Origin of the sequence: Flavobacterium fluvii (genome assembly GCF_900129545.1) — a bacterium.
Classification (GTDB): domain Bacteria; phylum Bacteroidota; class Bacteroidia; order Flavobacteriales; family Flavobacteriaceae; genus Flavobacterium; species Flavobacterium fluvii.
Map to the genome: position 1 here is coordinate 84,415 of NZ_FQWB01000005.1, position 25,756 is coordinate 110,170.

The 25,756-nt window shown below is 36.3% G+C and carries 23 protein-coding genes and 1 other RNA gene; 7 read left to right on the plus strand and 17 right to left on the minus strand.

What is annotated here, in order from left to right; all coding sequences use genetic code 11:
* Positions 1-204 precede the first annotated feature (204 nt).
* Positions 205-1,245: a GMP reductase gene (locus BUC16_RS12080; protein ID WP_073370908.1), complete on the plus strand. Its 1,041-nt coding sequence runs from the start codon at positions 205-207 to the stop codon at positions 1,243-1,245.
* A 30-nt stretch (positions 1,246-1,275) separates the two neighbouring features.
* Here the strand turns inward: BUC16_RS12080 and BUC16_RS12085 are convergent, their stop codons facing one another.
* From BUC16_RS12085 to BUC16_RS12120, 8 genes are all read right to left on the minus strand, one after another.
* Positions 1,276-1,725, minus strand: a complete 450-nt coding sequence (locus BUC16_RS12085) for a cupin domain-containing protein (RefSeq protein WP_073370910.1) — start codon at positions 1,723-1,725, stop codon at positions 1,276-1,278.
* A 163-nt stretch (positions 1,726-1,888) separates the two neighbouring features.
* A complete protein-coding gene (locus BUC16_RS12090) occupies positions 1,889-3,424 on the minus strand; it encodes an MFS transporter (protein ID WP_073370911.1) in 1,536 nt (511 codons plus the stop codon).
* Between the two features lie 70 nt (positions 3,425-3,494).
* The gene (uxuA, locus tag BUC16_RS12095) at positions 3,495-4,658 is read right to left on the minus strand and encodes a mannonate dehydratase (RefSeq protein WP_073370913.1); all 1,164 of its coding nucleotides are present in this window, start codon (positions 4,656-4,658) and stop codon (positions 3,495-3,497) included.
* Between the two features lie 33 nt (positions 4,659-4,691).
* Positions 4,692-5,516 carry an SDR family oxidoreductase gene (locus tag BUC16_RS12100; RefSeq protein ID WP_073370914.1) on the minus strand — a complete coding sequence of 275 codons (825 nt, stop codon included), beginning with the start codon at positions 5,514-5,516 and terminating at the stop codon, positions 4,692-4,694.
* Between the two features lie 3 nt (positions 5,517-5,519).
* A complete protein-coding gene (locus BUC16_RS12105; protein WP_073370916.1) occupies positions 5,520-6,182 on the minus strand; it encodes a beta/alpha barrel domain-containing protein in 663 nt (220 codons plus the stop codon).
* A 7-nt stretch (positions 6,183-6,189) separates the two neighbouring features.
* Positions 6,190-6,639, minus strand: a complete 450-nt coding sequence (locus BUC16_RS12110) for a NanQ anomerase/TabA/YiaL family protein (RefSeq protein WP_073370917.1) — start codon at positions 6,637-6,639, stop codon at positions 6,190-6,192.
* Between the two features lie 10 nt (positions 6,640-6,649).
* Positions 6,650-7,693 carry a sugar kinase gene (locus tag BUC16_RS12115; RefSeq protein WP_073370919.1) on the minus strand — a complete coding sequence of 348 codons (1,044 nt, stop codon included), beginning with the start codon at positions 7,691-7,693 and terminating at the stop codon, positions 6,650-6,652.
* A gap of 45 nt (positions 7,694-7,738) precedes the next feature.
* Positions 7,739-8,746 carry a sugar kinase gene (locus BUC16_RS12120; protein WP_073370921.1) on the minus strand — a complete coding sequence of 336 codons (1,008 nt, stop codon included), beginning with the start codon at positions 8,744-8,746 and terminating at the stop codon, positions 7,739-7,741.
* A 163-nt stretch (positions 8,747-8,909) separates the two neighbouring features.
* Between BUC16_RS12120 and BUC16_RS12125 the strand changes: the two genes are divergently transcribed.
* On the plus strand, positions 8,910-9,923 hold the full coding sequence (locus BUC16_RS12125; protein WP_084546191.1) for a LacI family DNA-binding transcriptional regulator: 1,014 nt from the start codon (positions 8,910-8,912) through the stop codon (positions 9,921-9,923).
* Between the two features lie 133 nt (positions 9,924-10,056).
* On the opposite strand, the gene BUC16_RS12130 is transcribed toward BUC16_RS12125, so the two are convergent.
* From BUC16_RS12130 to ffs, 4 genes are all read right to left on the minus strand, one after another.
* Positions 10,057-10,512, minus strand: a complete 456-nt coding sequence (locus tag BUC16_RS12130; protein ID WP_244534363.1) for a hypothetical protein — start codon at positions 10,510-10,512, stop codon at positions 10,057-10,059.
* Between the two features lie 60 nt (positions 10,513-10,572).
* On the minus strand, positions 10,573-11,229 hold the full coding sequence (gene fsa, locus BUC16_RS12135; RefSeq protein ID WP_073370926.1) for a fructose-6-phosphate aldolase: 657 nt from the start codon (positions 11,227-11,229) through the stop codon (positions 10,573-10,575).
* Positions 11,230-11,711: 482 nt separating this feature from the next.
* Positions 11,712-12,515 (minus strand): SDR family oxidoreductase, encoded by an 804-nt coding sequence (locus BUC16_RS12140; RefSeq protein ID WP_073370927.1) that lies wholly within the window; start codon positions 12,513-12,515, stop codon positions 11,712-11,714.
* A 73-nt stretch (positions 12,516-12,588) separates the two neighbouring features.
* Positions 12,589-12,686: signal recognition particle sRNA small type (gene ffs, locus BUC16_RS12145), an RNA gene on the minus strand.
* 87 nt (positions 12,687-12,773) lie between these two features.
* Here ffs and BUC16_RS12150 point away from each other — a divergent pair.
* Positions 12,774-13,823, plus strand: a complete 1,050-nt coding sequence (locus BUC16_RS12150; protein WP_073370929.1) for a glutaminyl-peptide cyclotransferase — start codon at positions 12,774-12,776, stop codon at positions 13,821-13,823.
* Positions 13,824-14,013: 190 nt separating this feature from the next.
* On the plus strand, positions 14,014-15,255 hold the full coding sequence (gene hutI / locus BUC16_RS12155; protein WP_073370930.1) for an imidazolonepropionase: 1,242 nt from the start codon (positions 14,014-14,016) through the stop codon (positions 15,253-15,255).
* A gap of 429 nt (positions 15,256-15,684) precedes the next feature.
* Here hutI and BUC16_RS12160 read toward each other — a convergent pair whose 3' ends face one another.
* From BUC16_RS12160 to BUC16_RS12170, 3 genes are all read right to left on the minus strand, one after another.
* The gene (locus BUC16_RS12160; protein WP_073370932.1) at positions 15,685-16,134 is read right to left on the minus strand and encodes a hypothetical protein; all 450 of its coding nucleotides are present in this window, start codon (positions 16,132-16,134) and stop codon (positions 15,685-15,687) included.
* 721 nt (positions 16,135-16,855) lie between these two features.
* A complete protein-coding gene (locus tag BUC16_RS12165) occupies positions 16,856-17,746 on the minus strand; it encodes a helix-turn-helix domain-containing protein (protein WP_073370933.1) in 891 nt (296 codons plus the stop codon).
* Between the two features lie 168 nt (positions 17,747-17,914).
* Complete coding sequence (locus BUC16_RS12170; protein WP_073370935.1) at positions 17,915-18,796, minus strand: DUF8428 domain-containing protein; 882 nt, start codon at positions 18,794-18,796, stop codon at positions 17,915-17,917.
* 92 nt (positions 18,797-18,888) lie between these two features.
* Between BUC16_RS12170 and BUC16_RS12175 the strand changes: the two genes are divergently transcribed.
* The 3 genes from BUC16_RS12175 to BUC16_RS12185 all read left to right on the plus strand — a co-directional run bounded on the left by BUC16_RS12175 (position 18,889) and on the right by BUC16_RS12185 (position 21,966).
* Positions 18,889-19,932: a formimidoylglutamase gene (locus BUC16_RS12175; protein WP_073370937.1), complete on the plus strand. Its 1,044-nt coding sequence runs from the start codon at positions 18,889-18,891 to the stop codon at positions 19,930-19,932.
* A gap of 118 nt (positions 19,933-20,050) precedes the next feature.
* On the plus strand, positions 20,051-21,295 hold the full coding sequence (locus tag BUC16_RS12180; protein WP_073370938.1) for a DEAD/DEAH box helicase: 1,245 nt from the start codon (positions 20,051-20,053) through the stop codon (positions 21,293-21,295).
* 200 nt (positions 21,296-21,495) lie between these two features.
* A complete protein-coding gene (locus BUC16_RS12185) occupies positions 21,496-21,966 on the plus strand; it encodes an Hsp20/alpha crystallin family protein (RefSeq protein ID WP_073370940.1) in 471 nt (156 codons plus the stop codon).
* A gap of 113 nt (positions 21,967-22,079) precedes the next feature.
* On the opposite strand, the gene BUC16_RS12190 is transcribed toward BUC16_RS12185, so the two are convergent.
* Together BUC16_RS12190 and BUC16_RS12195 are read right to left on the minus strand one after the other, a co-directional pair.
* Positions 22,080-24,302 carry a tetratricopeptide repeat-containing hybrid sensor histidine kinase/response regulator gene (locus BUC16_RS12190; protein ID WP_073370942.1) on the minus strand — a complete coding sequence of 741 codons (2,223 nt, stop codon included), beginning with the start codon at positions 24,300-24,302 and terminating at the stop codon, positions 22,080-22,082.
* A 139-nt stretch (positions 24,303-24,441) separates the two neighbouring features.
* Complete coding sequence (locus BUC16_RS12195; protein ID WP_073371242.1) at positions 24,442-25,698, minus strand: dicarboxylate/amino acid:cation symporter; 1,257 nt, start codon at positions 25,696-25,698, stop codon at positions 24,442-24,444.
* Between the last annotated feature and the right edge of the window lie 58 nt (positions 25,699-25,756).

The window sequence follows — 25,756 nt, forward strand, 5'->3', positions numbered from 1 at the left end:
CTGCCCAAAAGCGGGACCACTCGAAGTGACGGATTAAAATCTAAACGAAATGACATTACACAAGTACAACAAACAAAAAAACTCTAACTTATATGCCTTATATGGTTTAAAAATAATTAAAGAATCTGCAAACATTTAGCCTTTATTCTTCTTCCCTTTTTTATTAAATTAATACATTTGTTAGACAACCTAAGAATTAACATCATGAGAATTGAAACCGAACTCAAATTAGGATTTAAAGACGTAATGATTAGGCCCAAACGTTCTACTTTAAAAAGCAGATCCGAGGTTTCATTACTTAGGGATTTCAAGTTTTTACACGGTTCCGTCAGCTGGTCTGGCGTACCCATTATGGGAGCCAACATGGATACTGTGGGCACTTTTGAAATGGCATTGGCATTGGCCAAAGAAAACCTTTTTACGGCCATTCACAAACATTATACAGTCAATCAATGGACCTATTTCATGAAAAATGCTCCAGAGAATATTGAAGATTATATTGCCGTCAGTTCTGGAACCGGCAAAAGCGATTTCAAAAAAATAGGCGAAATATTTGAACAAAATCCACAACTAAAATTCATCTGCATTGATGTTGCCAATGGTTATTCGGAGCATTTCGTGAATTTCCTGAAACAAGCACGAAAACAATATCCCGACAAAGTAATTATAGCAGGAAACGTGGTTACCGGCGAAATGGTCGAGGAATTATTGTTGGCCGGCGCCGATATCGTGAAAGTGGGAATTGGTCCAGGTTCAGTTTGTACCACAAGGGTAAAAACAGGCGTTGGTTATCCCCAACTTTCTGCCATTATCGAATGTGCCGACGCAGCCCACGGATTGGGAGGACACATCATCAGCGATGGCGGATGCACCACTCCGGGAGACGTGGCAAAAGCTTTTGGCGCCGGAGCCGATTTTGTAATGCTCGGAGGAATGTTGGCTGGACACACCGAAAGTGGTGGCGAGCTCATTGAAATTGAAGGCGAAAAATATAAAAAATTCTACGGAATGAGTTCCGAAACGGCAATGACCAAACACGTGGGTGGTGTCGCTGAGTACCGCGCCAGCGAAGGAAAAACTGTTCAGGTTCCTTTTAAAGGTCATGTTAGTGCTACTTTGAAAGATATTCTTGGCGGTATTCGAAGTACTTGTACTTATGTTGGCGCATCCAAATTGAAAGAGCTGACCAAGAGAACAACTTTTATTCGGGTTTTGGAACAGGAAAATGTGATATTCAACAAGTAAACTTAAAAAAACGGAATAGTCTATAGTAGACTATTCCGTTTTTTGGTATTTTTTCATCACCAGATACTTCAATTCCGTGTCTCCTGCATTACTGATTCCGTGCTCCGCATTGGAAGGACAATAAAAACTGGTATAAGGTCCTGCCGTTACCGTTTTTCCATCCAAATAAAAAGTAGCAGTTCCTTCCAAAACAAAAAAGAATTCCTCTTCAATATGTCTATGCGGTGCATGTGTCGATAAACGTGGCCCAACGATGCTCATTTTAAGCGTATTTCCATCGATAAAATTCTTGTCGATAAACCAATATTGATACCCCACTTTGTTCTTTGTGGCTTTATCCAACTCAAAGTGATTGACGCAATTTTCAATTGTATACTTTTCTTTTGGCAAAGTCACCTCTTTTTTTGCCTCTTGTCCCATAATCGATTGTTGGGTCATTAGAAAAACGATCAGGATTTTAATAACTTGTGTTAGTTTCATATTTGTGTAATTTTAAATGATATAAAAAATTTGGCTTTCAAAATTAAGCCATTAATATCCAAATAGGACATAATATCACAAGAATTTTGCATTTCAACTTTGGTCAAAAAATAACCCCGAAGTAAACTTCAGGGTTATTTTAATTTTATTTTATTTCTATGACCTACAAATCCTTGATAGGTGCATATTTAGGAACTAATGATTTCATTACTGTCCAGCCTATTAAATAACAAACCGCACAGATAGAGAAAATAATCATGTATCCCGTGTCGATACCATCAGAAATTACCACTCCTGTTTTCTTTAATTCTGCAAAAAAAGTTTCAGGTATTGGCTCTGTTACATATTGTGGGAATTTTTCCAAAAATGGTTGACCATCCACAGTAGTCCAATTTCTATGAGTAAAATCAAATAACACTCCAGAACCTTTGTTGATTAAAGTAGAACCTAAACCTCCTGCTAAACCTCCAATACCCGTGATGGTGGCAATTGCTTTTTTAGGGAACATATCTCCAACTGTCGTGAAAATATTAGCAGACCAAGCTTGGTGTGCAGCTCCAGCGATACCAATAATAATTACGGGTACCCAATAGCTAATATATCCTAAAGGTTGCGCCACTAATGCCAATAATGGAAAAAATGCAAAAATCAACATCGCTCTCATTCTTCCTTCGTAAGGATTCATTCCTTTCTTGTCAACAAAATAAGTTGGCAACCAACCTCCAATAATTGAAAGCAAAGTAATCATGTAAAGTACAAATAAAGGAAAAGCAGCTTCAGTAGAATCCATGCCATAAACAGATTTTAAATAAGCTGGAGTCCAGAACAAGAAAAACCACCAAACACCGTCTGTCATAAACTTACCAAAAGCAAAAGCCCATGTTTGTTTGTATCTAAAGCAATCTTTGAAAGTTACTTTGATAGTTGTTTCAGGCACATAACCCACTAATTTACTGTCGGCTACATCATCTTGTTGGATATATTCCAATTCAGCTGCATTAACTCTTGGGTGTCTCTCTGGTTTATCATACATAAAAATCCAAAATCCCATCCAAACAAAACCTAAAGCTCCAATAATGATAAAAGCCATTTCCCAACCAAAAGCTTCCGCAATAAACGGAATAGTTATTGGGGCAGCCAATGCTCCCACTGTGGCACCTGCATTAAAAATACTGGTAGAAAAAGCCCTGTCTTTCTTAGGAAAATATTCAGCTGTTGTTTTAATAGCTGCAGGAAAGTTTCCTGCCTCTCCAACCGCCAGAACAAAACGAGCAAAAATAAACAAGGTAACACTCACGTTAATTACCAAGGCTGTATCATTTACGGTGCTAATAGCTTCTTTAGCTCCTTCAAAACCAACAAACCAATTTCCTGTTATCCATCCTGATGTTGCAATCCCTGCAAAAGCGTGCAAACAAGCTCCAATAGACCATACACCAATAGCCCATAGAAAACCTTTTTTGGTATCCATAAAATCTACAAATTTCCCTGCAAACAATAAAGAAACTGCGTAAAAAATAGAGAATAAAGCTGTAATATTTCCGTAGTCATTATTTGTCCAGTGGAATTCTGGTGCTATGAAATCGCTCCATGTCAAGGAAAGTACTTGTCGGTCCAAGTAGTTGATCGTCGTTGCAAAAAAGAGTAAACCGCAAATTGACCAGCGGTAATTTCCAATTGATTGTTTTGTTTTGCTCATTAGTGGTCTTTTTTTTAATTGGTTAGAGAATAAGGATCTCTTTTGCCTAAATGTTTATATTAATTTAATTTTATTGAAACAGGCTTTTTTCTATTCCCATCTCTAATCCACGCAATTCGGCTAAACCTCTTAAACGGCCAATTCCTGAGTAACCTGGATTTGTTTTTTTGTTCAAATCATCCAACATTTGATGTCCGTGATCCGGACGCATCGGAATGATTCGTTTTGTTTGTTTTTGCACTTTAAGGATAGATTTCACTACCTCGTACATATCTACATCGCCTTCCAAATGGTTGGCTTCATAGAAATTTCCTTCAGCATCGCGTTGCGTGCTTCGCAAATGTATGAAATTCATTTTACTTCCATGACGATCCACGATTCCCGGCAAATCATTTTCGGCAATAACACCGTAAGAACCCGTGCACATGGTAAATCCGTTTGATGGAGAATCAATTGCGTTTAACAACTGTATTAAATCCGCTTCCGTACTCACAACTCTAGGCAAACCTAAAATTGGATAAGGAGGATCATCAGGGTGAATTGCCATTTTTACGCCTACGCTCTCTGCCACTGGCACAATTTCACGCAAGAAATAATATAAATTTTCTTTCAACCTATTGGCATCAATACCATCATATCCTTGAAGAACTTTCAAGAAATCTTCCACTGAATAGGATTCTTCTGCACCCGGTAATCCTGCAATAATGTTTTGTTGCAATTTTACTTTATCGGCATCGGTCAACTTTTCAAAAGTGGCTTTTGCTTTCTCTTTTTGCGCTTCTGTATAAGTGTTTTCTGCTCCAGGTCTTTTTAGAATGAATAATTCGAAAGCGGCAAATTCGTTGATGTCAAAACGAAGTGCTTTTGAACCGTCGGGCATTTTATAAGACAAATCAGTTCTAGACCAGTCCAAAACAGGCATAAAATTATAGCAAACAGTATAAATACCGCAAGTTGCCAAGTTTTTGATGCTTTGCTTGTAGTTTTCTATGTAGTTTAAATAATCACCCGATTGCTTTTTGATATCCTCATGAACAGGAATACTTTCCACAACAGAAAAAGTCAATCCTGCCGCTTCCACTTCATTTTTTCTCTTCATGATTTCATCCACTTCCCACACTTGACCATTTTTAATGTGGTGCAAGGCAGTAACAATTCCAGTAGCTCCGGCTTGTCTGGCATCAGATAATTTTACGGGATCATTTGGTCCGTACCATCTCCATGTTTGTTCCATACTTTATGTATATAATATTTTAAGTACTGTTTTTTAAACTCCGCTAAACGCACTAAAACCTCCATCGATAGGAATAACGACACCCGTCACAAAAGAGGATGCGTCATCACATAAATAAAGCGTGGTGCTGATTAAATCTTCAGGTTCTCCAAATCTTCCCATAGGGGTTTGACCAATGATGGTATTCCCTCTAGGTGTTAATTCGCCGTTTTCCGTAGTCAATAAAGCACGGTTTTGGTCTGTCAAGAAAAACCCTGGAGCCAAGGCATTCACACGAATACCCACTTTTGAAAAATGTACTGCCAACCATTGCGTAAAATTGGAAACAGCAGCTTTTGCGCCGCTGTATGCCGGTATTTTCGTCAAAGGTGTAAAGGCATTCATCGAAGAAATATTCAAAATGCTGCAACCTTTTTTACCAATCATGTCTTTTGAAAAAACTTGTGTTGGCAATAAAGTCCCGATAAAATTCAAATTGAAAACAAATTTTATCCCTTCGGCGTCCAAATCGAAAAAAGTTTTGAAACCTTCGGTATCATTTAGCAAGTCCTCCTCCAACAAAAATGGATTAGAAGTGGTTCCCAATGGATGGTTTCCTCCTGCTCCGTTGACCAAAATATCGCAGCTTCCCAATTTTTCGTTGACTTCTTTTTTGGCGGCTTCCAATGAGTCTCTTTCCAACACATTGGCGGCAAAGCCAATGGCTTTGCCCCCTGCTGCATTGATTTCGTCGGCAACTCGATCTGCCGCATCTTTTTTCAAGTCCAAAACGGCTATTTGGTAGCCCTGTTTGGCCAATGCTTTTGCCAATGTACCACACAAAACTCCTCCTGCACCAGTTATTACTACTGTTTTCATCTATTATTTTTTAATAGAATGAATCAAACTTAGCACTTTTTTGGTTTCAGATTCGATAGTTGCGTAATCTTTGTCAGCCATTAATTGTTTGCTGATTAATTTGCTTCCCATACCTACTGCAGAAACTCCGGCTTTGAACCAACCACCGATGTTTTCGGCTGTTGTGTCAACACCACCTGTAGGCATAAATCTTAAATTTGGGAAAATATCTTTGATTCCACTCAAGAAATCAGGTCCCAACATGTTTCCAGGGAACAATTTGATGAATTTTACTCCTGCATTTTCGGCAGCAATAATTTCTGTAGGAGTCATACAACCTGGGCTGTATAAAACTTCTTTGCTTTTCAAGAAAGTAGCCACTTCGGGAACAAAACCAGGACTGATAAAGAAATCAGCTCCAACAGCCAAATATTCTTGAGCTTGTTGCAGGTTTTTGATGGTTCCAATTCCAAGCAATAAACCAGGCATTTCTGCATTTCTTACTTGAACCATTTTAGTGAAGTTGCTTAAAGCAGTTTCTCCACGACTTGTATATTCAACCGCTTTGATTCCAGCTCTGTAAATTGCTCTTAACACTTCTATTGTTACGGTTTCGTCTGCATTGAAGTACAAAGGAAGCATTCCTTGTTCTACGATTGCATCTGTTACATTTTGAATTTTACTCATTTTATTTTTAGATTTTAACTTTAAATACCAATTTTTTGATTTCTCCTTCTCCAATCATTGGAGCATGCACATCCTCTGGGTAAAATATTCCAAATTGTCCATCGGTTAATTGAAAATACATGTCGGGAGCATCATTAAAAAAACGCACGTCCTTTTCTGGATTATAATCTCCATTTGGCGTCACACATTTTTCTCTTGGTTTCCAAGCTATAGTTTCCAATCCATTTACGCAAACTTGAATGTCTATGTTTTTATCATGACATTCAAACTTGGCCAAACTAGCTTCCGCAGTTTTTCCATTTGCAGTACTTACAATAACTTTCAGGCCGTCTTCAATTTGAATAACTCCGTTTTCTAAAGTTGCAATGTCATTTTGATTTATAAAATCAAATGCTTTTGCAAATAAAGGGTTCAAGCCACTGTATTTTGATGCGTTATTTAGTGTATCTATTATCATAATTACTTAATTATCTGGCAACTCTTCCAGAAGCATCACCTCCCATAAGTTTAGAAACTTCTTCTACAGTAACCAAGTTAGCATCACCTTTGATAGTGTGTTTCAAGCAAGAAGCTGCAACAGCAAAATCCAATGCGTTTTGATCATCATCTGGATAAGTCAATAATCCGTAGATCAAACCTCCCATAAATGAATCTCCACCACCTACTCTATCAACGATATCCGTAATTTGATATTGACGAGTTTGCAACATTTGTTTTCCATCGTATAAAACTCCAGCCCAAGTGTTGTGAGATGCAGAGATAGAACCTCTTAAAGTAGTAATTACTTTTTTGGCTCTTGGGAATTTTGCCATCATTTGTTGACAAACAGACAAGAAAGCTTCTGCTTTTACATCATGTCCATGAGTTTGAACTGCTGCTCCTTCTGGTTTGATTCCAAAGTGCATTTCAGCATCTTCTTCATTTCCTAAAATCACGTCGCAATAAGATGTCAACTCAGTCATGATAGCTTCACGATCTCCACCGTATTTCCATAGTTTAGCACGGTAATTCAAATCTGTTGAAATAGTAACACCCAATCTACTTGCAGCTTTTACAGCTTCCAAACAAGCATCGGCAGAACTTTGAGAAATTGCTGGAGTAATACCGGTCCAGTGGAACCACTCTACTCCTTTGAAAACTTCGTCCCAGTTGATCATCCCTGGTTGGATATCAGACATTGAAGAGTGTGATCTATCGTAAACTACTTTACTTCCTCTGCTTACAGCTCCAGTTTCAAGAAAATAAATTCCCAAACGATCTCCACCCCAAACAATATTATCTACACCAACTCCTCTTTTGCGCATTTCCATCATCGCACATTCTCCAATATCATTTTTTGGTAAACGTGTTACAAAATCAACTGAAATTCCATAGTTTGCCAGTGAAACAGCTACATTAGACTCTCCACCTCCATAAACAACATCAAAATTGTCTGCTTGTGAAAATCTTAAAAATCCTTGTGGTGCTAATCTCAACATAATCTCACCAAATGTTACTACTCTTTTTCCCATCTTTCTAATTGTTATTAATATTTATATTTAGTTTATTTATTTAAGTTATCTAGATACTCTTCCACCTCCGGAACCTCCCATAAGTGCCTTTATTTCATTTACGGTAGCCAAATTGATGTCTCCTGAAATGGAGTGTTTCAAACAAGTCGCCGCCACTGCAAATTCAAGTGCCGTTTGAAAATCTTCCGGCCAAGTAATCAATCCATAAATGATTCCGGCCATAAAGGCATCTCCTGCACCAATTCTATCTATAATGTGCGAGATATTGTATTCTCGGGAATGCAATAATTCTTTGCCATTCCATAACGAAGCACTTATGCTGTTCGAAGAAGCGTTGGCGTGCATTCTATGAGTGGACACCACGATCTTCAATTTAGGAAATGCTTTCATCCAATTGGCAAAAACTATGTCTTCGGTATCATTTTCTTTTGCTTCAACTCCCAACACTGATTCGGATTCGCCAATACCCCCCAATAACAAGTCGCAATGCTTGACCAAATTAGGCATTATTTCATTGGCCTTTTTTCCATATTTCCATAAAGTAGGTCGGTAATTCAAATCGGCAGATATCGTCAATCCCATTCTGGAGGCAACCAATAATGCTTCTTCGCATATTTCAGCCAAATCAAGAGAAAGAGACGGAGTTATTCCCGACCAATGAAACCCATCGGCATCCTTGAAAATAGTTTCCCAGTCAATCATGCCCTTTTTCAAAGTGGAAAACGAAGAATCTTCCCTGTCATAAACGACTTTTCCCGGTCTTTCTGATGCGCCTTGTTCAAAATAATATATTCCGAGTCTTTTACCTTGAATCAAGGCAACTGGATCCACACCAAAAGAACGCAACATACTCAAGGAAGATTCTCCCAATTCATTTGGTGGTACAGCGGTTATAAATTTCACGGGGAGCCCAAACTTAGACAACGAGGCAGCAACGTTGGCTTCTGCACAACCATAATATAAATCAAATGAGGTGGCTTGGGTAAGTCTCAAGTGGCTTGGAGGAGAAAGTCTGAGTAATATTTCTCCAAAAGTTACGATTCGTTTAGACATAGAAATATAATTTTCGTGTTCGCACACGCACCTTGCAAATATAAAAAAAAAGTTAGGTTAAACAAGGGATTTAAAAAAAATATAAATTATGGTTTTTGACATAAAAAAATATAAATTTACACCATATTAAAAAACACAAACAGCCATCATAACAATCAAGAAAATAGCAAAAATTGCCAACGTGTCTGTTGGAACAGTAGATAGAATTATTCACAATCGCGGTCAAGTATCTGAAGAGAATATAGAAAAAGTGAACGCGATAATTAAAGAATACGGCTATACCAAAAATATTTTTGCCAGTAATCTAGCCTTCAACAAAAAATTCAAATTTGCCGTTTTTCTTCCTAAAAACAAAAATATAGAGTATTGGCAAGCTCCCATAATTGGAATAAAAAAAGCTGCGGAAGAGCTGGCTAAATTTGGAGTCATTATTGATTATTTTTTCTTTGATTACAATACCATCTCTTTCAACGATACGGCTAGCAAACTATTGGAACTCGACTACGAAGGTCTTTTGTTTGCCCCCATATTTTACGAAGAATCGATTTCCTTTTTGAAAGAATACAAGAAAAAAAACATTCCAATCGTGATGATTGATTCCAATCTTCAGGAGATTGATGGCATTGCCTACATTGGTCAAGATTCTTATCAAAGTGGGTATCTGGGAGGAAAACTGATCAGTTACGGCATCAAAACCGAGAGTAATGTCTTGATATTGAAAATTACCCGAAATGTGGAAAGCACGACAAGAACCAACGTTTTTCTACAAAGAATAAAGGGGTTTTATTCCTATTTTAAAGAGAACAAACATCTTCCAAAATTTAATTTTACCGAAATAAGCATAAAATATGATACGGAAAAACAATTGACAAAAGACATGTTTGTTGGGATTGATTGTGTTTTCGTGCCTAATTCCAGAGTTCACGTCATCGCCAAATTCATCAAAGATAACAACCTAAAAGATATCCGGGTGGTTGGTTACGAATTATTGAAACAAAATTTAAAATTCTTGAACGACGGTGTCATCGACTTTTTAATTCATCAGAAACCAGAAGACCAGGGTTATCTGGGAATCAATCATTTGTACAAAAAAAGTGTACTGAAAGAACCGGTTGAAGACATACACTATATGCCGCTAGAAATTATTGTCCAAGAAAATTGCACCATAAAAAAATAGCAGTATCCTAATTTTTGATTGTTTCCTAATCATTTCCAAAAACCAAAAACCCCACAAAATTAGATTCTGTGGGGTTTTGATATTAAAATTTACTCGAAAAAACTATCTAAACAAAGAGGACTTAAATCTTCAATTATTTAGCGTTAACTACATTCTGCAAATTTGTTTTAAATTCCTTGCTTTTTTCGGGTGTTATGGTATAAACCACTTGTTTCGTGCCAGTATTAATGATGACTTGTTTTAAATCCAAGGTCAATCCAAGTACAGGAGGACTTGCCAATTTTAAAGTACATGCACCATCAAAATAACCATCAGTCTCGATTGTTTCCTGCTCGGTCACAGCTGTACCATCACTGAACACTGCCGAAATAGTCATGTTACTGTTAAGCGCATCCGTAAAAAAACCATCCATTACCAACATGACATGATAGGTATTTTTCAAATCGGCACCCTTAAATTCGTGACGCGTGATAGTATACTTCAACCCTTTGGCCAAAACTGGAAATCTTTTACTACAATCCAACTCAAAACGACCTACATCACCAGCTTCATTAACTGAAGTAATTATTTTTGCGACCTGAGCATTCATCACTAAACTTGTTAGCACAAATACGATTGATAATGCAAGTTTCCTCATTATTTACAAGTTTTATTTATTTCCTTTTTCGAAATCAGCAACGAATTGTGCCAATCCAATATCTGTCAATGGGTGTTTCAACAATCCGTAAATTGCAGAAAGTGGTCCAGTGATAACATCTGCACCAATTTTGGCACAGTTTACGACATGCATCGTGTGACGAACTGAAGCAGCAAGAATCTGGGTTTCGTAACCGTAGTTATCATAAACCAATCTAATTTCTTCTATAAGTGCCAATCCGTCTGTAGATATATCATCCAATCGACCAATGAACGGAGAAACATAAGTAGCTCCTGCTTTAGCAGCCAACAAAGCTTGTCCAACCGAGAAAACCAAAGTAACATTGGTTCTGATTCCTTTGTCCGAAAAATATTTGGCAGCCATGATACCTTCTTTGGTCAAAGGCAATTTTACCACGATTTGCTCATGCAATTCAGCCAATTCTTCCCCTTCTCTCACCATTCCTTCAAAATCAAGCGCATTCACTTCGGCACTTACGTCACCATCCACAAGATTGCAAATGTCAACATAATGTTTCAAGATATTGTCTTTACCCGCAATACCTTCTTTTGCCATCAATGACGGGTTTGTAGTAACTCCATCCAATACGCCTAACGCTTGCGCTTCCTTAATCTGGGCTAAATTAGCCGTGTCAATAAAAAATTTCATGTTCTGTTTATTTATTTAATTTGTGTTTTATAATGATTTATTTGGGTATTGCTGAACTCCCAAAAAATAAAAATTAAGCACGAGAATCCCTCACGCAAAATTCGGTGCCAATTTACAAATTTATAATCACTTAACAGAATTGTTTTTGTTCAATTCTTTCAATTCGTACCGGTTTTTTTTCCAGAACTTCCATTAAATCATCACCATAAATTTCGATATTGTCAATTATCCCACTCGTTTCTTTGGATATTCTGCGAATTATTTACCACAAGCAGCCAAACAGGAATGATGATACATTTATTATGACTATCCGTAACCAATAACAAAAGCCTAAAAACACGCAACCGATTGTGTGAATTAACACAAATCTCTCAAGAAAAGCAAAAAAAATCTGTGGAAATCAGTGCAATTTTGGCCAAAAAAATTGTCTGATACCCTTTGCGAACTGCCAAGTTTCCCAATTAGTCTAAAAAAAAACACAACTACAATCCATAATGATTCATCAACATTTTTTCATATACTTTGTCGGGTAAAATTCGTTTCAATACAATAGAAAATTTCTGTAAAAAAGCACCCACTTTATAATGAATTCGAGGTTCTTTGGTTTCGATGATTCGATACACCGCTTCTGCCATTTCGTTAGGATTACTGCCGCTATCCACGTGTTCGTCCATCATTTTAAGCGTATTTCCATATGGAATCTCATAAGCAGAGTCCTTGAACAAGGGAGCGTGAAAACGTCCCGAAGCAATATTGGTGGCAAAATCACCCGGAGCCACATTGGTAATATGGATTCCAAAAGATTTAACTTCCATCCTCAAAGCTTCCGTAATTAATTCCAACGCCCCTTTGGAAGCCGAATACACGCTGCGATACGGCAATCCCATATATCCCGCAATAGAAGTTATATTGATGATCAACCCAGATTTTTGGGCTCGCATTTGGGGCAAAACCGCTTTCATCACTTCTATGGGACCAAAGAAATTGGTCTCGAAATTGTTCCTGATTTCCTCGGTTGGAATTTCTTCCAAAGGCCCCGTGATACCCACTCCTGCATTATTGATGACAATATCCAATCGACCTGAAACAGCAATAATTTTGGCGACAGCCGATTGAATCGAATCTGTATTTCGAACATCCAAAGCAACTAGAGGAAAAACTGAATTCGGTACTCGTTCCGGATTTCTGCTCGTTCCGTAAACCACGAAACCTTTATGATGCAAATACTCTCCAATGGACTTCCCTATTCCTGAAGAACCGCCTGTAATTAAAACTACTTTGCTCATTTTTAAATTTTAGATATAGGTAAAAATAAAAAAATCTTCCCTTGGGAAGACTACTTTTCGTATAAAATAAAAAAAATGGCAAGCGACCTACATCGCACCGCTCAACCACTTACCCTTGCTATGTTCCCATCCTGGGGGATTCTGCAGGAGCTGGTCGTGTAGGACTTGCCGGTGCAAATATACACTCTTTTTATATTTTTGCAAGCGCTTTGCGACTATTAAATAAGGTTGTATATTGCATTATCAAAAATTTATTTCATGAAAAAATATAACTTCCTATCTATCATTTTATTAGGAATAGCAATAACAAGTTGTGGCGACACAAAAAAAAGCGACAATAGTCTGTTTAGTTTCGACGAATCCAAATTCCAAGCCCATTATGTGCCCCAAGAAGGTATAGAATTGGGGGTTTTAAATCCCAATTCAAAAGAAGTTGACAGCGTGGTTTATTTCGTGAACGACACGAAAATTGGCAGCAAAAAAGGACTTGACAAATTATCCTTTGCATTGCAAACCCAAAAATTGGGTTACCAAAACCTGAAAGCCGTAGTCTATTATAATGGAGAAAATGCCCAAGCTTCCACCAGAATCGAGTTGGTTTCCAATATTCAACCCAAATTGCTCCAATACAAAATCATAAATACCTATCCCCACGATATTGGCTCGTTTACAGAAGGTTTGGAGTTTTACAAAGACACTTTGTATGAAAGCACGGGGCTAAACGGAAAATCTTTTTTGAGAAAATACGATTATAAAACAGGAAAAACATACCAGCAAGTAGATTTGGATTCCATATATTTTGGCGAAGGAATCACTTTCATCAACAACAAGGTTTATCAATTGACTTGGCAAGAGAAAACCGGTTTTATCTACAATGCCAACACCTTGAAACTCGAAAAAACCTTCACTTACGACAAAGATATCGAAGGTTGGGGAATGACCAATGACGGCAAATACATTTATCAAACCGACAAAACGGAGAAAATTTGGAAAATGGATCCGGAAACCCAAAAAATGATTGATTATGTAAATGTTTATTCGGGAAATTCAAAGATAAAAGCAATAAATGAGCTCGAATGGATAAATGGCAAAATCTATGCAAATGTTTGGGAAAAAGAGGCCATTGCAGTTGTTGACCCAAAAACTGGTGCTGTTGAAGGAATATTGGATATGTCGGGTTTACGAAAATTTATTACTGCCGAACCAACCGATTACTTAAATGGTATCGCCTACAACCCCAAAACAAAAACCATTTTCGTGACCGGAAAAAACTGGGACAAAATGTTCGAAATCACGGTTTCGGAATAATTGCAACAACCGCAAATTGTCAATTCAAAAAGTGAAATTTGTGTAAAAGATAATTACATTTAAACCATTAAGAAAATTTAAGATTGACATCATTCTTAACCATCTTAATTTACTCAATTTCCTTAATGGTTTAAAAAAATGTGTTCACAATAGTTCCAACAGAACCTAAATTATAAATCTTTCACGCCCAATGAAAACGCTAATCATCAATATCAAGGAATTACTTCAGGTGCGGGATTCCTCGGTTTTGAAGGTTTCCGGTGTTGAAATGGCGGTACTTCCCACCATCAAGAATGCCTATTTGTTCATTCAAAATGGACTTATTGCCGATTTTGGCTCGATGGAAGATATGCCCGAAGATTTCAATCCCGAAAAATGCATTGATGCAGATGGAAAAATGGTGTTGCCATCTTGGTGTGACAGCCATACCCACATTGTTTATGCCGGCAATCGGGAACAAGAATTTGTAGATCGAATCAATGGACTTTCTTATGAAGAAATTGCACGTCGCGGAGGCGGAATTTTAAATTCGGCACGAAAACTAAACGAAACATCCCAAGAAGAACTTTACGACCAGTCCAAAGCCAGATTGGAGGAAATCATTCGATTGGGAACCGGTGCCGTGGAAATAAAATCAGGTTACGGACTCAGCCTCGACGGCGAATTGAAAATGCTTCGGGTAATCAAACAATTGTCGCAAAATTATCCCATAACCATAAAAGCCACTTTTCTGGGTGCACACGCCATTCCATTGGAATACCAAAACAATCGAAAGGGTTATATCGATGTAATCATCAACGAAATGCTTCCTCAAATTGCCGAAAATAAATTGGCTGATTTTATAGACGTATTTTGTGAAACCGGTTATTTCACCGTAGCCGAAACCGAACAAATTATGGAAGCAGGAATTCGTTTTGGCTTAAAACCAAAAATTCACGTCAACCAGTTCCACTCCATTGGAGGAATTCAAGCGGCCATAAAACACGATGCCCTTTCGGTCGACCATCTGGAAGTCATGACGACCAAAGACATAAAGGCCTTGACAAACACTGAAACAATGCCAGTTGCCTTGCCTTCTTGCTCCTATTTTCTGGGTATTCCTTATAGTCCGGCAAGAGAAATGATGGCAAACGGATTACCATTGGCACTTGCCAGCGATTATAATCCAGGTTCCTCTCCATCTGGGAACATGAATTTTGTGGTTTCGACAGCCTGTATCAAAATGAAAATGACTCCCGAAGAAGCCATAAATGCCGCCACCATAAACGGAGCTTACGCCATGGGGATTTCTGAAACCCACGGAAGTATTGCCATTGGCAAAAAAGCCAATTTCATTATCACAAAACTCGTTTCTTCCTACTACCAACTACCCTATTCTTTTGGCAGTAATTTGATAGAAAGCACATATATTGAAGGCGAAATTTGGACATAAAAAAAGACCAACAAATGTTGGCCCTTTCAGTAAAAGCTCAATCCCATCCTCTTCAAGGTGCTCATGCGTACGAAACACCAATCAACAATCCCAGCATAAAAGCTCCTAATACTATAGCAACCATAAAAAGCCTAAAGGAAGTCGGATCAACATCTAAAATATAGTAATCTACTCCATAATCCTTTTTCATTGTTTCCTCTTTATTTTTTAAAATTTAAAAATCTTCTTTAGGCTTTTTTTATCGTAAAATTAATGGCATTAGAATTTACTTTTTTGAATCTTAATGGGAATAAAACTCTACTATCCAAGATTTACGATTTGGTTACTATAACCTGAGGGTTGATTATTATTCCACCACATGGGAATTAAAATCCTGTAATTCGAATAATTATCAATCTCAGGCTAGATATCATGTTACATTTTTTCTATTTATTTGGAATAATGCAATTCAACATTTCTATAAAAATATTTCAAAATTACTTTGACAATGGTATTGTTTTCCAATAATACCGAAATACCGTAATCCGAAAAGAAAACTCCCATGGAATCATCCCCATATCCGCACAACTCCAATCTATTTTTGGAGACTTCCTTTATTTTCATCTGTTTTATGGCCATTTGAACATCATCTCCCCATCTGTTCTTTTGGTAGTCCAAAGTTCTTATCTTGACAAAATAGGAATCCTCCTCAATATTGGAATTTTTGTCAATTTGTATCCCTCTCCAACAATTGTCGATAGTGGCTGTTTGAATTCCATTTTCGAATTTTGAATGCTTGCTTGAAACGAACATAAAATTGGATAAATCGATCGATAATTTTTTCAATCTACTCTCTTTCCCTTTATCCTTGTTATTTTTAAAAAATGAAAACATTTTCATAATTTATTTGTTTAATTTTTAATGAATAAACACGACAACATTGCTAATCGAACCTTGTAAAGGTCCACAATCTATAATGATACAAAATAAATAGCCAGACCATTTTCCATCTTTACATTGGTTTAAATTCGCTTTAATAATGGGGAATACCCTCCATTATTCTTAACTATTTTATTGTACAACAAAATAATTAAACAGGTAATAATCATAATTTTTGGTTTTTTAGTAATATTTAGTAATTGGCTTATTTTATAGTACAAAGTTGCAACTATTACCAGTCTATTTAATAACCAAAACAAGAGCATTTATGACCAAAATTATCCTTGCTGTAGTTCTATATTTTTCTATGGTTTAATTGATTTTGAAATTAAAAAACACCCAACCACAAAGTTGGGGAACTTCATGGAAGGATGCTTTATATTGCATTATCCAAAGTGTTATCTTATAGTTGTTTTACAAAAAAAAAATTCGTAGAGCAGACCAATTTTGAGAATTGGATAGAAACATGCAATTTAATTTTCGAATTATAACTTTATCCTATGGCAATTGTTGAGATCAAAAACGCAATCCAAAGAAGTAAACTCAATGCAAAATTTTTCATAAAGTGTTCTTTTAAATTTAAGCTTGCTTTTACCTAAGCCTATCATTTCATTTTATGGCACAAAGTTGCGATGATTACCAAAATACTTGATAACCAAAACGACAGCATTAATGACCAAAATTATCCTTTTTGGATTCTGTATTCTTTTGGAGTTCGTTGAGTGTGCGTTTTGAAGAAACGAATAAAGTGTGTAGGTTCATCAAAACCAATGGTGAAGGCAATTTCAGAAATGTCGTTCGAAGTATAGATCAACATTTTTTTGGATTCTAGTATTACTTTATCATTTATGATTTCTTTGGCAGTTTTGCCGGTCAAATCTTTAACTATTTTATTCAAGGTGTTTGCGGAAATAAACAATTTATCGGCATAATCGCCAACTTGTTTGTACGTTATAAATAGGTTGTTTACTAAATTCTTGAATTTAAAAACCAAAGTTTGTTTTTTGCTGGGCAATACATCTTCTGCCGAAAATTCTTCCTGGATTCCCTTGAACTTGTATAATAATGTCAATACCAATGTTTGCAGTATTTGTTCCCTGTACACACTTGGAGTATGGAATTCTTTGTACAACTTTTTAAAATCTTCTAAAACTTCTTCAATTTTGGAAGGAGAAAGGGCAATAATATTGCTGTCTGCAAGGTCAAAAAATGAAAAGTCTTTTTCAAAACTACCTGTGTAAAAATTAAGGAAGGACGGTTTAAAAAATACGGTAAGTCCTTTAATATCAAAATCTCTTTGCCAAGAAAAGATATGTTCAGGGGAGAGAAAATACAGAAAATTTTCTTGAATGGTGTTGTGTTGCTCGTCAATGGTTATTTCTGCATTATTTGCGTTCAAAACCAAAGTAATATGGTAAAAGTCTTTTTGATAAGGTTGCATTGACATTATCCCATTTTCGGAAAAATCGTCAAAAGAAAACACTGAAAAATCTGGAATATCGGTTCGCATTTCAAAACCCGTGGCTTCAAAAAACTCGTTAATTTCTTTAAAACGTCTTATTGGATTTCTCAATATCTGTAGCGATTAAATTTCAATACTTGCACCTATCTGGTAAATTTAATCAATTATAATGTAAATGAAAAAAAGGATTTTAGTAATCGGGAAATTTATTGCTTCAGGAAAAATTTGGGCATAAAAAAAGAGGAACATTTTGTTCCTCTTTTGTATAAATAAAAATTATTATTTTAAGGTAAAACTTGTTTTGGAAACCAATTCGTTTTGGTCAAAAACATTGACAAAGTAAGCTCCTTTTGCAAAATCTTTTCCTCTTAAATCTTGTGAAACTTGAACTGTTTTATTTTCATATTTCACTTTGGAAATAAAACTATAAGTCAATGAATTGTCGCCGAAAGTAGCTGTTTGTTTTTCTCCAAGAACATTGTTTTTGCTGTCAATTACTTGAACATAATATTCTTTGTCCCCAGATTTTGCAATTTGGTTTTCGGCAATCGTGAAGCTGATTCTAAGAACATCCGCTCTACCCGCTTTGTCAGTTTCTATTTGTTTTCCAGAACTTCTTATTTTGTAAGCTGATGTTTTCATGTTCAAAACAGACAATTTAGATCCTTTTTCAACTGTTTTTGACAATTCTTCATTTTGACCTACCAATACCTGATTGTATTTTTGGGATTCACCCAAAACAACAATCGTACTGTCCCTTTGAGTGGTCAAGGTTTTATTTTCTTTTTTCAGGGTTTCATTTTCAGCTATTAAAACCTTCATGTTTTTTTCCAGTTTAGCATATTGTGTTTTGTATTTTGACACATCCCCTTTTGATTTGCTTACCTCGTCCATCAATTTTACCACTTTGTCTCTCTCTTTTACTAATTCGTCAGACATTGAGGTGTTTTCCGCTATTGCAGCATCATAAGTTGTTTTCAACTCTTGTAAATCTTTCATGACCATATCTTTATCAGATACTGTTTTGGTCAATTCGGTTTTCACCTCTTTTACATCTGTTGAAATCTTATAAATATACACTAAACTTCCTACCAGTAGGACTGCTAAAATTGCGATAATCACTTTTAGACTTGAACTTGAATTGTTTTGTTGTTCTTCCATTTTTAAATGTTTTTTATACAAATTTAATAATATAATATGACCTATTAACGTATTCTAAACATTTATATTATATTTGGGGGATTAATATTTTTATGGAAAATCTTATTATTTTTACGGTCAATGACCTTGCAAAAGTAACCAACCACAGAAGTGGCGAAATAAAATTTGGGGAGAAAATGCTGACCATTCCCAAAGGAACGGATCCTGCTGCATTTTTAAAAACTTCGGATGCAAAATATGTGTTGTTTGGCATACCGGAAGACATCGGCGTAAGAGCCAATTATGGTCGACCAGGAGCTGCATCGGCTTGGAAAAGCGCCATTGGCAGTATTGCCAATATTCAGCACAATCGGTTTTGCAAAGGCAGCCAAATTCTAGTTTTGGGTCAATTGGACGTGAGACAGGAAATGGAGGATGTAGAGGATCTGGATTTCAACAAATTTGACGATCGTGTCAAACTAAGCCAGTTGGTAGAAAAAATTGACAAGGAAGTTTCCCATATTATTTTCAACATCATAAAATCAGGCAAAACACCAATAATCATTGGAGGTGGCCACAACAATGCCTACGGAAACATAAAAGGAACGGCACTCGCCAAAGGAAAACCAGTCAATGCCGTCAATTTTGATGCCCATTCCGATTTCAGGATTCTCGAAGGAAGACACAGTGGAAACGCTTTTTCTTATGCTTTTGAAGAAGGTTTTTTAAAAAAGTATTTCATATTTGGCTTGCATGAAAATTATACCTCAAAAAGTGTCTTGGACATTATCAAAAAAACAGATGACCGAGTACGCTATACCACTTATGACTCCATCAAGATAAGAAAAGAAAAAGATTTTATCCAGGAACTTGTCAATGCATCCGATTTTGTTCAAACGGATTGTTATGGAATTGAAATTGATTTGGACGCAATTCCAAATATTCCAAGCAGCGCCATGACTTTAAGCGGTTTTTCGGTTGAAGAATTGAGGCAGTTTGTTACTTTTTTCGGAAAAAACAAAAATGCGGCTTACCTCCATATTTCCGAAGGTGCACCGGACTTGGGAGATGAAAAAAACAGCCATTTAATTGGAAAACTCATTGGTTACCTGGTCACCGATTTTATAAAAGCCAACAACAGCATTTACCCATCGTAATGAAATAACATTGTTTTTTGACATCCAAAAAATGTGAACTAATTTCCATCAAAAATATTAATCCTATCTTTGCGTAACTATCCCTGTACTTATTGCAGGATATTTAATACACTAAAGTATGTTATTCGAAGATTTATCACTTTCAAAAAGTATCCAAAGAGCCGTATTTGAAGAAGGCTATACTGAACCCACTCCTATCCAAGAACAATCCATTCCACTAGTTCTGTCAGGCAGGGATTTAATAGGTTGTGCACAAACAGGAACCGGAAAAACGGCAGCATTCGCCATTCCCATCATACATCAATTGCACCGAATTGTTGGTTCATCCAAAAAAGCCAAAGAAATCAGGGCCTTAATCGTAACTCCAACAAGAGAATTGGCGGTACAAATTGGCCAAAGTTTTGACACCTACGGCAAATATACCAACTTGACCCAACTCACCATTTTTGGAGGAGTTTCACAAGTTCCACAAGTAGATGCTTTACGAAAAGGAATTGACGTCCTTGTGGCTACACCCGGAAGATTGTTGGATTTGCACAAACAAGGATTTATCGATTTCGACTCTTTACATACGTTAGTCCTTGACGAAGCAGACCAAATGCTGGATATGGGATTCATAAACGACGTCAAAAAAATTGTAAAGCTTACGCCAAAAAACAGGCAAACCTTGCTGTTCTCTGCAACAATGCCCATTGCCATTCGAGAATTAGCCGAAATGTTCTTGAAAGACCCTGAAAAAGTGGAAGTTTCGCCAGTATCATCAACGGCAGAAAGTGTGGAGCAACGGGTATATTTTGTCGAAAAAGGCGAAAAAAGAAACTTGTTGTATCATTTGATAAAAACCGAAAATTTATCGGATGTATTGGTTTTTTCGAGAACCAAACACGGAGCAGACAATGTAGTGAAAGCATTACGCAAAAAAGACATTCCTGCCGAAGCCATTCACGGCGACAAATCACAAAATGCCAGACAACGCGTTTTGGATGCATTCAAAAACAAGGAAATCGGGGTTCTTGTGGCAACCGACATCGCTGCCCGCGGCATCGATATTGATCAATTGCCCGTTGTAATCAATTTTGATTTGCCCAATATTCCTGAAACTTACGTTCACCGAATTGGTAGAACGGGTCGCGCTGGAAATGAAGGAATTGCTATTTCTTTTTGCGGCAAAGACGAACACCAATACTGGAAAGACATTCAAAAACTGATAAAAGTAGATGTAAAAACAATAAGTGACCATCCTTATCCTTGGCATTCCGGAAGTCAGGAAACGGCTCCACAGAAAAACTCAAATCGAAGTGGTGGCGCACATAAATCAAGGAAATCAGAAGTTTCCAAACAAAACAAAAAGCGCTGGTATTAATTGCCAATCCATTTCGGAATCACGTTATTTAAAAAACACTTTTTAGTAAAAATAAAAGGTGTTTTTTTTTATTAGTAACATTCTTGCTACCAACAAATTACGAGTTAATTATTTGTTATATTTCTTTACAAAAGGTCTGTTTTTAATTATATTTATATAGCAAATTTTAAACTTAAAATAACCTTAAACTAGTCAAAATTATGGAAACTTTAGTTAAAAAAAGAAATGGCTTGTTTCCGTCAATTGGAAGCAAATCTGTCAACAGTTTTTTTGATGATTTTATCACAAAAGATTTGTTTGATTGGACAGATAAAAATTTTGCAGGATTGGGCAGTAATCTACCCTCCGTGAATTTAATAGAAACAGACACCCAAATTGAAGTTGAATTGGCAGCACCAGGAATGAAAAAAGAAGATTTTAAAGTTGAAATCGAAAATGATGTGCTCATAATCTCTTCAGAAAAAGAAGAAGAAAAAGAGGAAGTCAGGAAAAAAGACAACTACGTTAGAAAAGAATTCAATTATCAATCTTTTTGCAGAACTTTTAGTTTGCCAGAAACTGCAAATGAAAACAAAATAGAAGCCACTTATAAAGATGGCATTCTTCACGTAGTTATAGCAAAAAAAGAAGGCACCAAAAAAAGAAATCTAAAAAGTATTCCCATCAAATAAATATTGATCCTATTTTGGCCAACCCTCGAATAAAAAAGAAAACCATTTGAATAAGAAATTGTTCAAATGGTTTTCTTTTTATCCAAAATCCTTAAAATTAAATCCTTTCAGCATCAAGAAACGTTGACATCACCAAGGTTTCTTGCTTTCTTGATTTGGTCGGTAATCACCTTGAACAATTTTATTGGTTCAAAAGGTTTCACCATGATGTCGTTCATTCCGGCAGAAATAGCTTCTTCGATTATTTCTCCTTTTGCGAAAGCTGTCAAAGCAATAATGGGAGTTTTTATTCCATTGTGACGAATCTTTCGGGTGGTTTCAAATCCGTTCATAATGGGCATGTTAATATCCATCAAGACAATATCAAAAACTTCCTTGTTTAATATTTCTATGGCCTGAAATCCATCATCGACTATGATGCAGCTGCAATTATTCTTTTGGATAATTCTTTTGGTAACCGTTTGATTAATCTTGTTGTCTTCCACCACCAATATCCTGAATATCTGGCTTGAACTTAAATCCACCTTGATGTTCTTGATTATTTCATCAGTCTTGTCAGGATTATGTTCGAAAGCTATCGTGAACTTGAATTTTGTTCCCAAACCCAATTTGCTTTTAAGTGAAATGTCGCTATTGAACAAGGTCAACAATCGTTTCACTATGGCCAGCCCCAAGCCCGTTCCTTGATAATCATTTTCATTTCTTCCAATTTGCACAAATTTTTCGAAAATTTTATCCTGGTCCTCTTTTGCTATTCCTATTCCGTTGTCCTCAACTTGAAATTCTATATAATGTGTTTTTCCTTCTACTTTAATTAAATTGGCACTAATTTTAATTTCTCCGTTTTTGGTGAATTTCAATCCGTTGCTCGCTAAATTCATCAGTATTTGGGAAAGTCTCAATTTATCTCCAATCAAATATTCCGGAATATTTGGGTCCACATTTATCGTTATTATGTCATTGTTGTTTTGTGCAATGAAAGAAAGCGAGTTTTTAATCATGTCTATCTCGTCCAAGACATTGAAAGTCAAACTTTCGAGAACAATCCTGTTTTCCTCTATTTTGTTAATCTGGAGAATATCGTTCACCAACGACAATAAATACCGGGCGGAGAATTTTAAGGAACTCAGGTGAGGACTGTCGACCAGTTCTTTGTGTTCGTCCAACAGCATATTTGTGATTCCAATTACGCCATATAAAGGCGTTCTCAATTCATGGCTCATCGTCGATACAAACTGCGTTTTTAACAACGAGGCTTCTTCTGCTTTTTCTTTGGCGATATATAATTCCTCATTGGCAATGGTGAGATCTCTATTGGCCTTCTTCTTTAAACTGTAGTTTCTATACAAAGAATACATCAATAACAGCACCACGATCAAGGCCAAAATAAAAAGAATAACAATAATTCTGGATTTTTTCAAACTTTGGGCTTGTATATTTTTCTCGATTTCAATTTTGTCGACCTCTCTTTTGTATTCATCCAATTCAAGGTGTACTCCGGCTATATCAGCCTTTTTCAACTTCTCCTCATTATACAATTTTTCGGTGATTTTATTGTAAATGACCAAGTTTTCGTAGGCTTGTTTATAATCCCCTTTTTTAAATAAAAACTTGGAATACTCTTCGTGTGAATAGGACAAATCTGACTCTGGGCCTTTGTTTTTCCCTAATTGAATGGCATTCAAAAAATAGGATTCGGCTTTTTGATTTTCACCTTTGTAACTGGAATACATCCCGTTAAGCATATTTTGAACAACAATAGTCAATTCATTTCCAAATTTTGAATGGTATTTATTTACATATTCCAAATAGGGATTCCCTTCTTTGTACTGTCCAATGTCAAAATAAGCCCAGGCAATATTTAATTTTGTAAAAACAATCTGAGTAGTATCAGCCTCTTTTTGACTGTATACAAGAGATTTTTTGTAATAATTAATTCCTTTTTCGTATTGCTTTTTTTCAAAACAATACACATTGCCCAAATTATTGTTTATGTAGTTTTTTATGGAATTATCATTGGTTTTATTGGCATAAAACAAGCCTTTATTGTAATAAAAAATGGCTTTGTCAAATTCGGACATTTCATCAAGATTTGCTGCAATTATATTATAGGAAACTGCAATAAGATAATTGTCTCCAATGAGGTTGGCATAATGCAGTACCTGTCTTGATGTCGACATTGATTTTTCAAAATTGGCATCATTCAGGTATTTTACAGCTTGTTTGGCTATTTTCTTGATTTCTGTTTTTGAAGGTGTTTTTGTCTGTGCAAAAGAAGTAGCACTGAAAGAATTCAGCAATACCAGCAAAAAAATAAAAATTCTTGGTTGAATCATAGCTTATTAATCTCATTCCAAATATACATTTTAAAAACATATGAAACTACAAAAGGAGCGCTTATATAAGCTATTTCTTAATATAAATTGTTAATTTTGATATCTAAAAGTGATTAAAACCTGAAAACAAGACTTAATTCTAGTCATCACCTTCCCATTTCCCGACTACAGAAGTTGCCAAAGCATTTCCCAATACATTGGTCGCTGTCCTAAACATGTCACAGAAATGGTCGATTGGAAGAATCAAGGCTATTCCTTCGATTGGAATTTTAAACATTCCGCAAGTGGCAGCCACAACCACTAAACTTGCTCTAGGAACTCCGGCAATTCCTTTACTGGTCAACATCAACACCAAAAGCATCACCATCTGTGTTCCTGCATCTAAATCAATACCATAAGCTTGGGCGATGAACAAACTGGCAAAAGTCATGTACATCATGCTTCCATCGAGATTAAACGAATAACCCAACGGCAACATGAACGAAACTATTTTGTCTTTTACACCAAACCGTTCCAATTCTTCGGTCAGTTTAGGAAACACGGCTTCACTACTGGTGGTTCCGAATGCAATGATCAAGGGACTGATGATGTGTTTCAACAATATTTTCATCCTTTTTCCCAGAAAAATAAAGCCTATCAACAACAAGAAAACCCACAAAGATGTAATTCCAACCAAGAAAGAACTGAAATATTTTATATAGGTAAACACTAAATCATTCAGGTCTTTTATGGCAAAAACACCTGCTATTGCCCCAAAAACACCCATTGGCGCAAACTTCATCACGTAATTTACCATCTTCAAAATGATGTGCGATGATTTGTCCAAGGCATTGATAACCGGTTTGGCAAAACTGCCTATGGAAGCGGCTGCCAATCCAAAAAAGATGGAAAAAATGACAATCTGCAAGATTTCATTGTTCGCCATTGCTTCAAAAATACTTTTGGGAAAAATATGCTCAATGAAATTTTGGGCAGAGAAACTTTGTGTTTTTTCGGTAACTTCAGAGACAGAAGTTACATCAACATCGGACAAATTGAGTCCAACTCCGGGTTTCAAAATGTTTACCCAGAACATTCCTATCAACAGTGAAATAAATGAAGCACTAAAAAACCACCCCAGTGCTTTACCACCCACTCTTCCCACGGTTTTGATGTCGCCCAGTTTGGCAATTCCCACCACCAATGTAGTAAACACCAAGGGCGAAATAATCATTTGAACCAACCGAATGAAAATAGTCGCCAGAATTTTGATTTTATCACTGAATTCTTTGGCAAAATCAGCATCGTAGCTATTGTGGATAACGATTCCCAAGATTGCCCCAAGCAACATGGCAATTAGAATTTGAAAAGTAAGATTTCCTAATAATGATGTTTTTGGGGTATTGGTTGGCGTCATTTTTTTAGTATTCAGCATTCAGTGTCCAGCGTTCCGTCTTCAGCAAACCGAACACTGA

Excerpts from the sequence above, each read along its gene's own strand:
- BUC16_RS12085 (WP_073370910.1), bottom strand. The coding sequence starts at position 1,725 with ATGAAACTAACACAAGTTATTAAAATCCTGATCGTTTTTCTAATGACC.
- BUC16_RS12170 (WP_073370935.1), bottom strand. The coding sequence starts at position 18,796 with ATGGAAGAACAACAAAACAATTCAAGTTCAAGTCTAAAAGTGATTATC.
- fsa (WP_073370926.1), bottom strand. The coding sequence starts at position 11,229 with ATGAAATTTTTTATTGACACGGCTAATTTAGCCCAGATTAAGGAAGCG.
- BUC16_RS12080 (WP_073370908.1), top strand. The coding sequence starts at position 205 with ATGAGAATTGAAACCGAACTCAAATTAGGATTTAAAGACGTAATGATT.
- BUC16_RS12180 (WP_073370938.1), top strand. The coding sequence starts at position 20,051 with ATGTTATTCGAAGATTTATCACTTTCAAAAAGTATCCAAAGAGCCGTA.
- BUC16_RS12185 (WP_073370940.1), top strand. The coding sequence starts at position 21,496 with ATGGAAACTTTAGTTAAAAAAAGAAATGGCTTGTTTCCGTCAATTGGA.
- BUC16_RS12190 (WP_073370942.1), bottom strand. The coding sequence starts at position 24,302 with ATGATTCAACCAAGAATTTTTATTTTTTTGCTGGTATTGCTGAATTCT.
- uxuA (WP_073370913.1), bottom strand. The coding sequence starts at position 4,658 with ATGGAACAAACATGGAGATGGTACGGACCAAATGATCCCGTAAAATTA.
- BUC16_RS12100 (WP_073370914.1), bottom strand. The coding sequence starts at position 5,516 with ATGAAAACAGTAGTAATAACTGGTGCAGGAGGAGTTTTGTGTGGTACA.
- BUC16_RS12150 (WP_073370929.1), top strand. The coding sequence starts at position 12,774 with ATGAAAAAATATAACTTCCTATCTATCATTTTATTAGGAATAGCAATA.
- BUC16_RS12105 (WP_073370916.1), bottom strand. The coding sequence starts at position 6,182 with ATGAGTAAAATTCAAAATGTAACAGATGCAATCGTAGAACAAGGAATG.
- BUC16_RS12110 (WP_073370917.1), bottom strand. The coding sequence starts at position 6,639 with ATGATAATAGATACACTAAATAACGCATCAAAATACAGTGGCTTGAAC.
- BUC16_RS12160 (WP_073370932.1), bottom strand. The coding sequence starts at position 16,134 with ATGAAAATGTTTTCATTTTTTAAAAATAACAAGGATAAAGGGAAAGAG.
- BUC16_RS12195 (WP_073371242.1), bottom strand. The coding sequence starts at position 25,698 with ATGACGCCAACCAATACCCCAAAAACATCATTATTAGGAAATCTTACT.
- BUC16_RS12090 (WP_073370911.1), bottom strand. The coding sequence starts at position 3,424 with ATGAGCAAAACAAAACAATCAATTGGAAATTACCGCTGGTCAATTTGC.
- BUC16_RS12140 (WP_073370927.1), bottom strand. The coding sequence starts at position 12,515 with ATGAGCAAAGTAGTTTTAATTACAGGCGGTTCTTCAGGAATAGGGAAG.
- BUC16_RS12130 (WP_244534363.1), bottom strand. The coding sequence starts at position 10,512 with ATGAATGCTCAGGTCGCAAAAATAATTACTTCAGTTAATGAAGCTGGT.
- BUC16_RS12115 (WP_073370919.1), bottom strand. The coding sequence starts at position 7,693 with ATGGGAAAAAGAGTAGTAACATTTGGTGAGATTATGTTGAGATTAGCA.
- BUC16_RS12120 (WP_073370921.1), bottom strand. The coding sequence starts at position 8,746 with ATGTCTAAACGAATCGTAACTTTTGGAGAAATATTACTCAGACTTTCT.
- BUC16_RS12175 (WP_073370937.1), top strand. The coding sequence starts at position 18,889 with ATGGAAAATCTTATTATTTTTACGGTCAATGACCTTGCAAAAGTAACC.
- hutI (WP_073370930.1), top strand. The coding sequence starts at position 14,014 with ATGAAAACGCTAATCATCAATATCAAGGAATTACTTCAGGTGCGGGAT.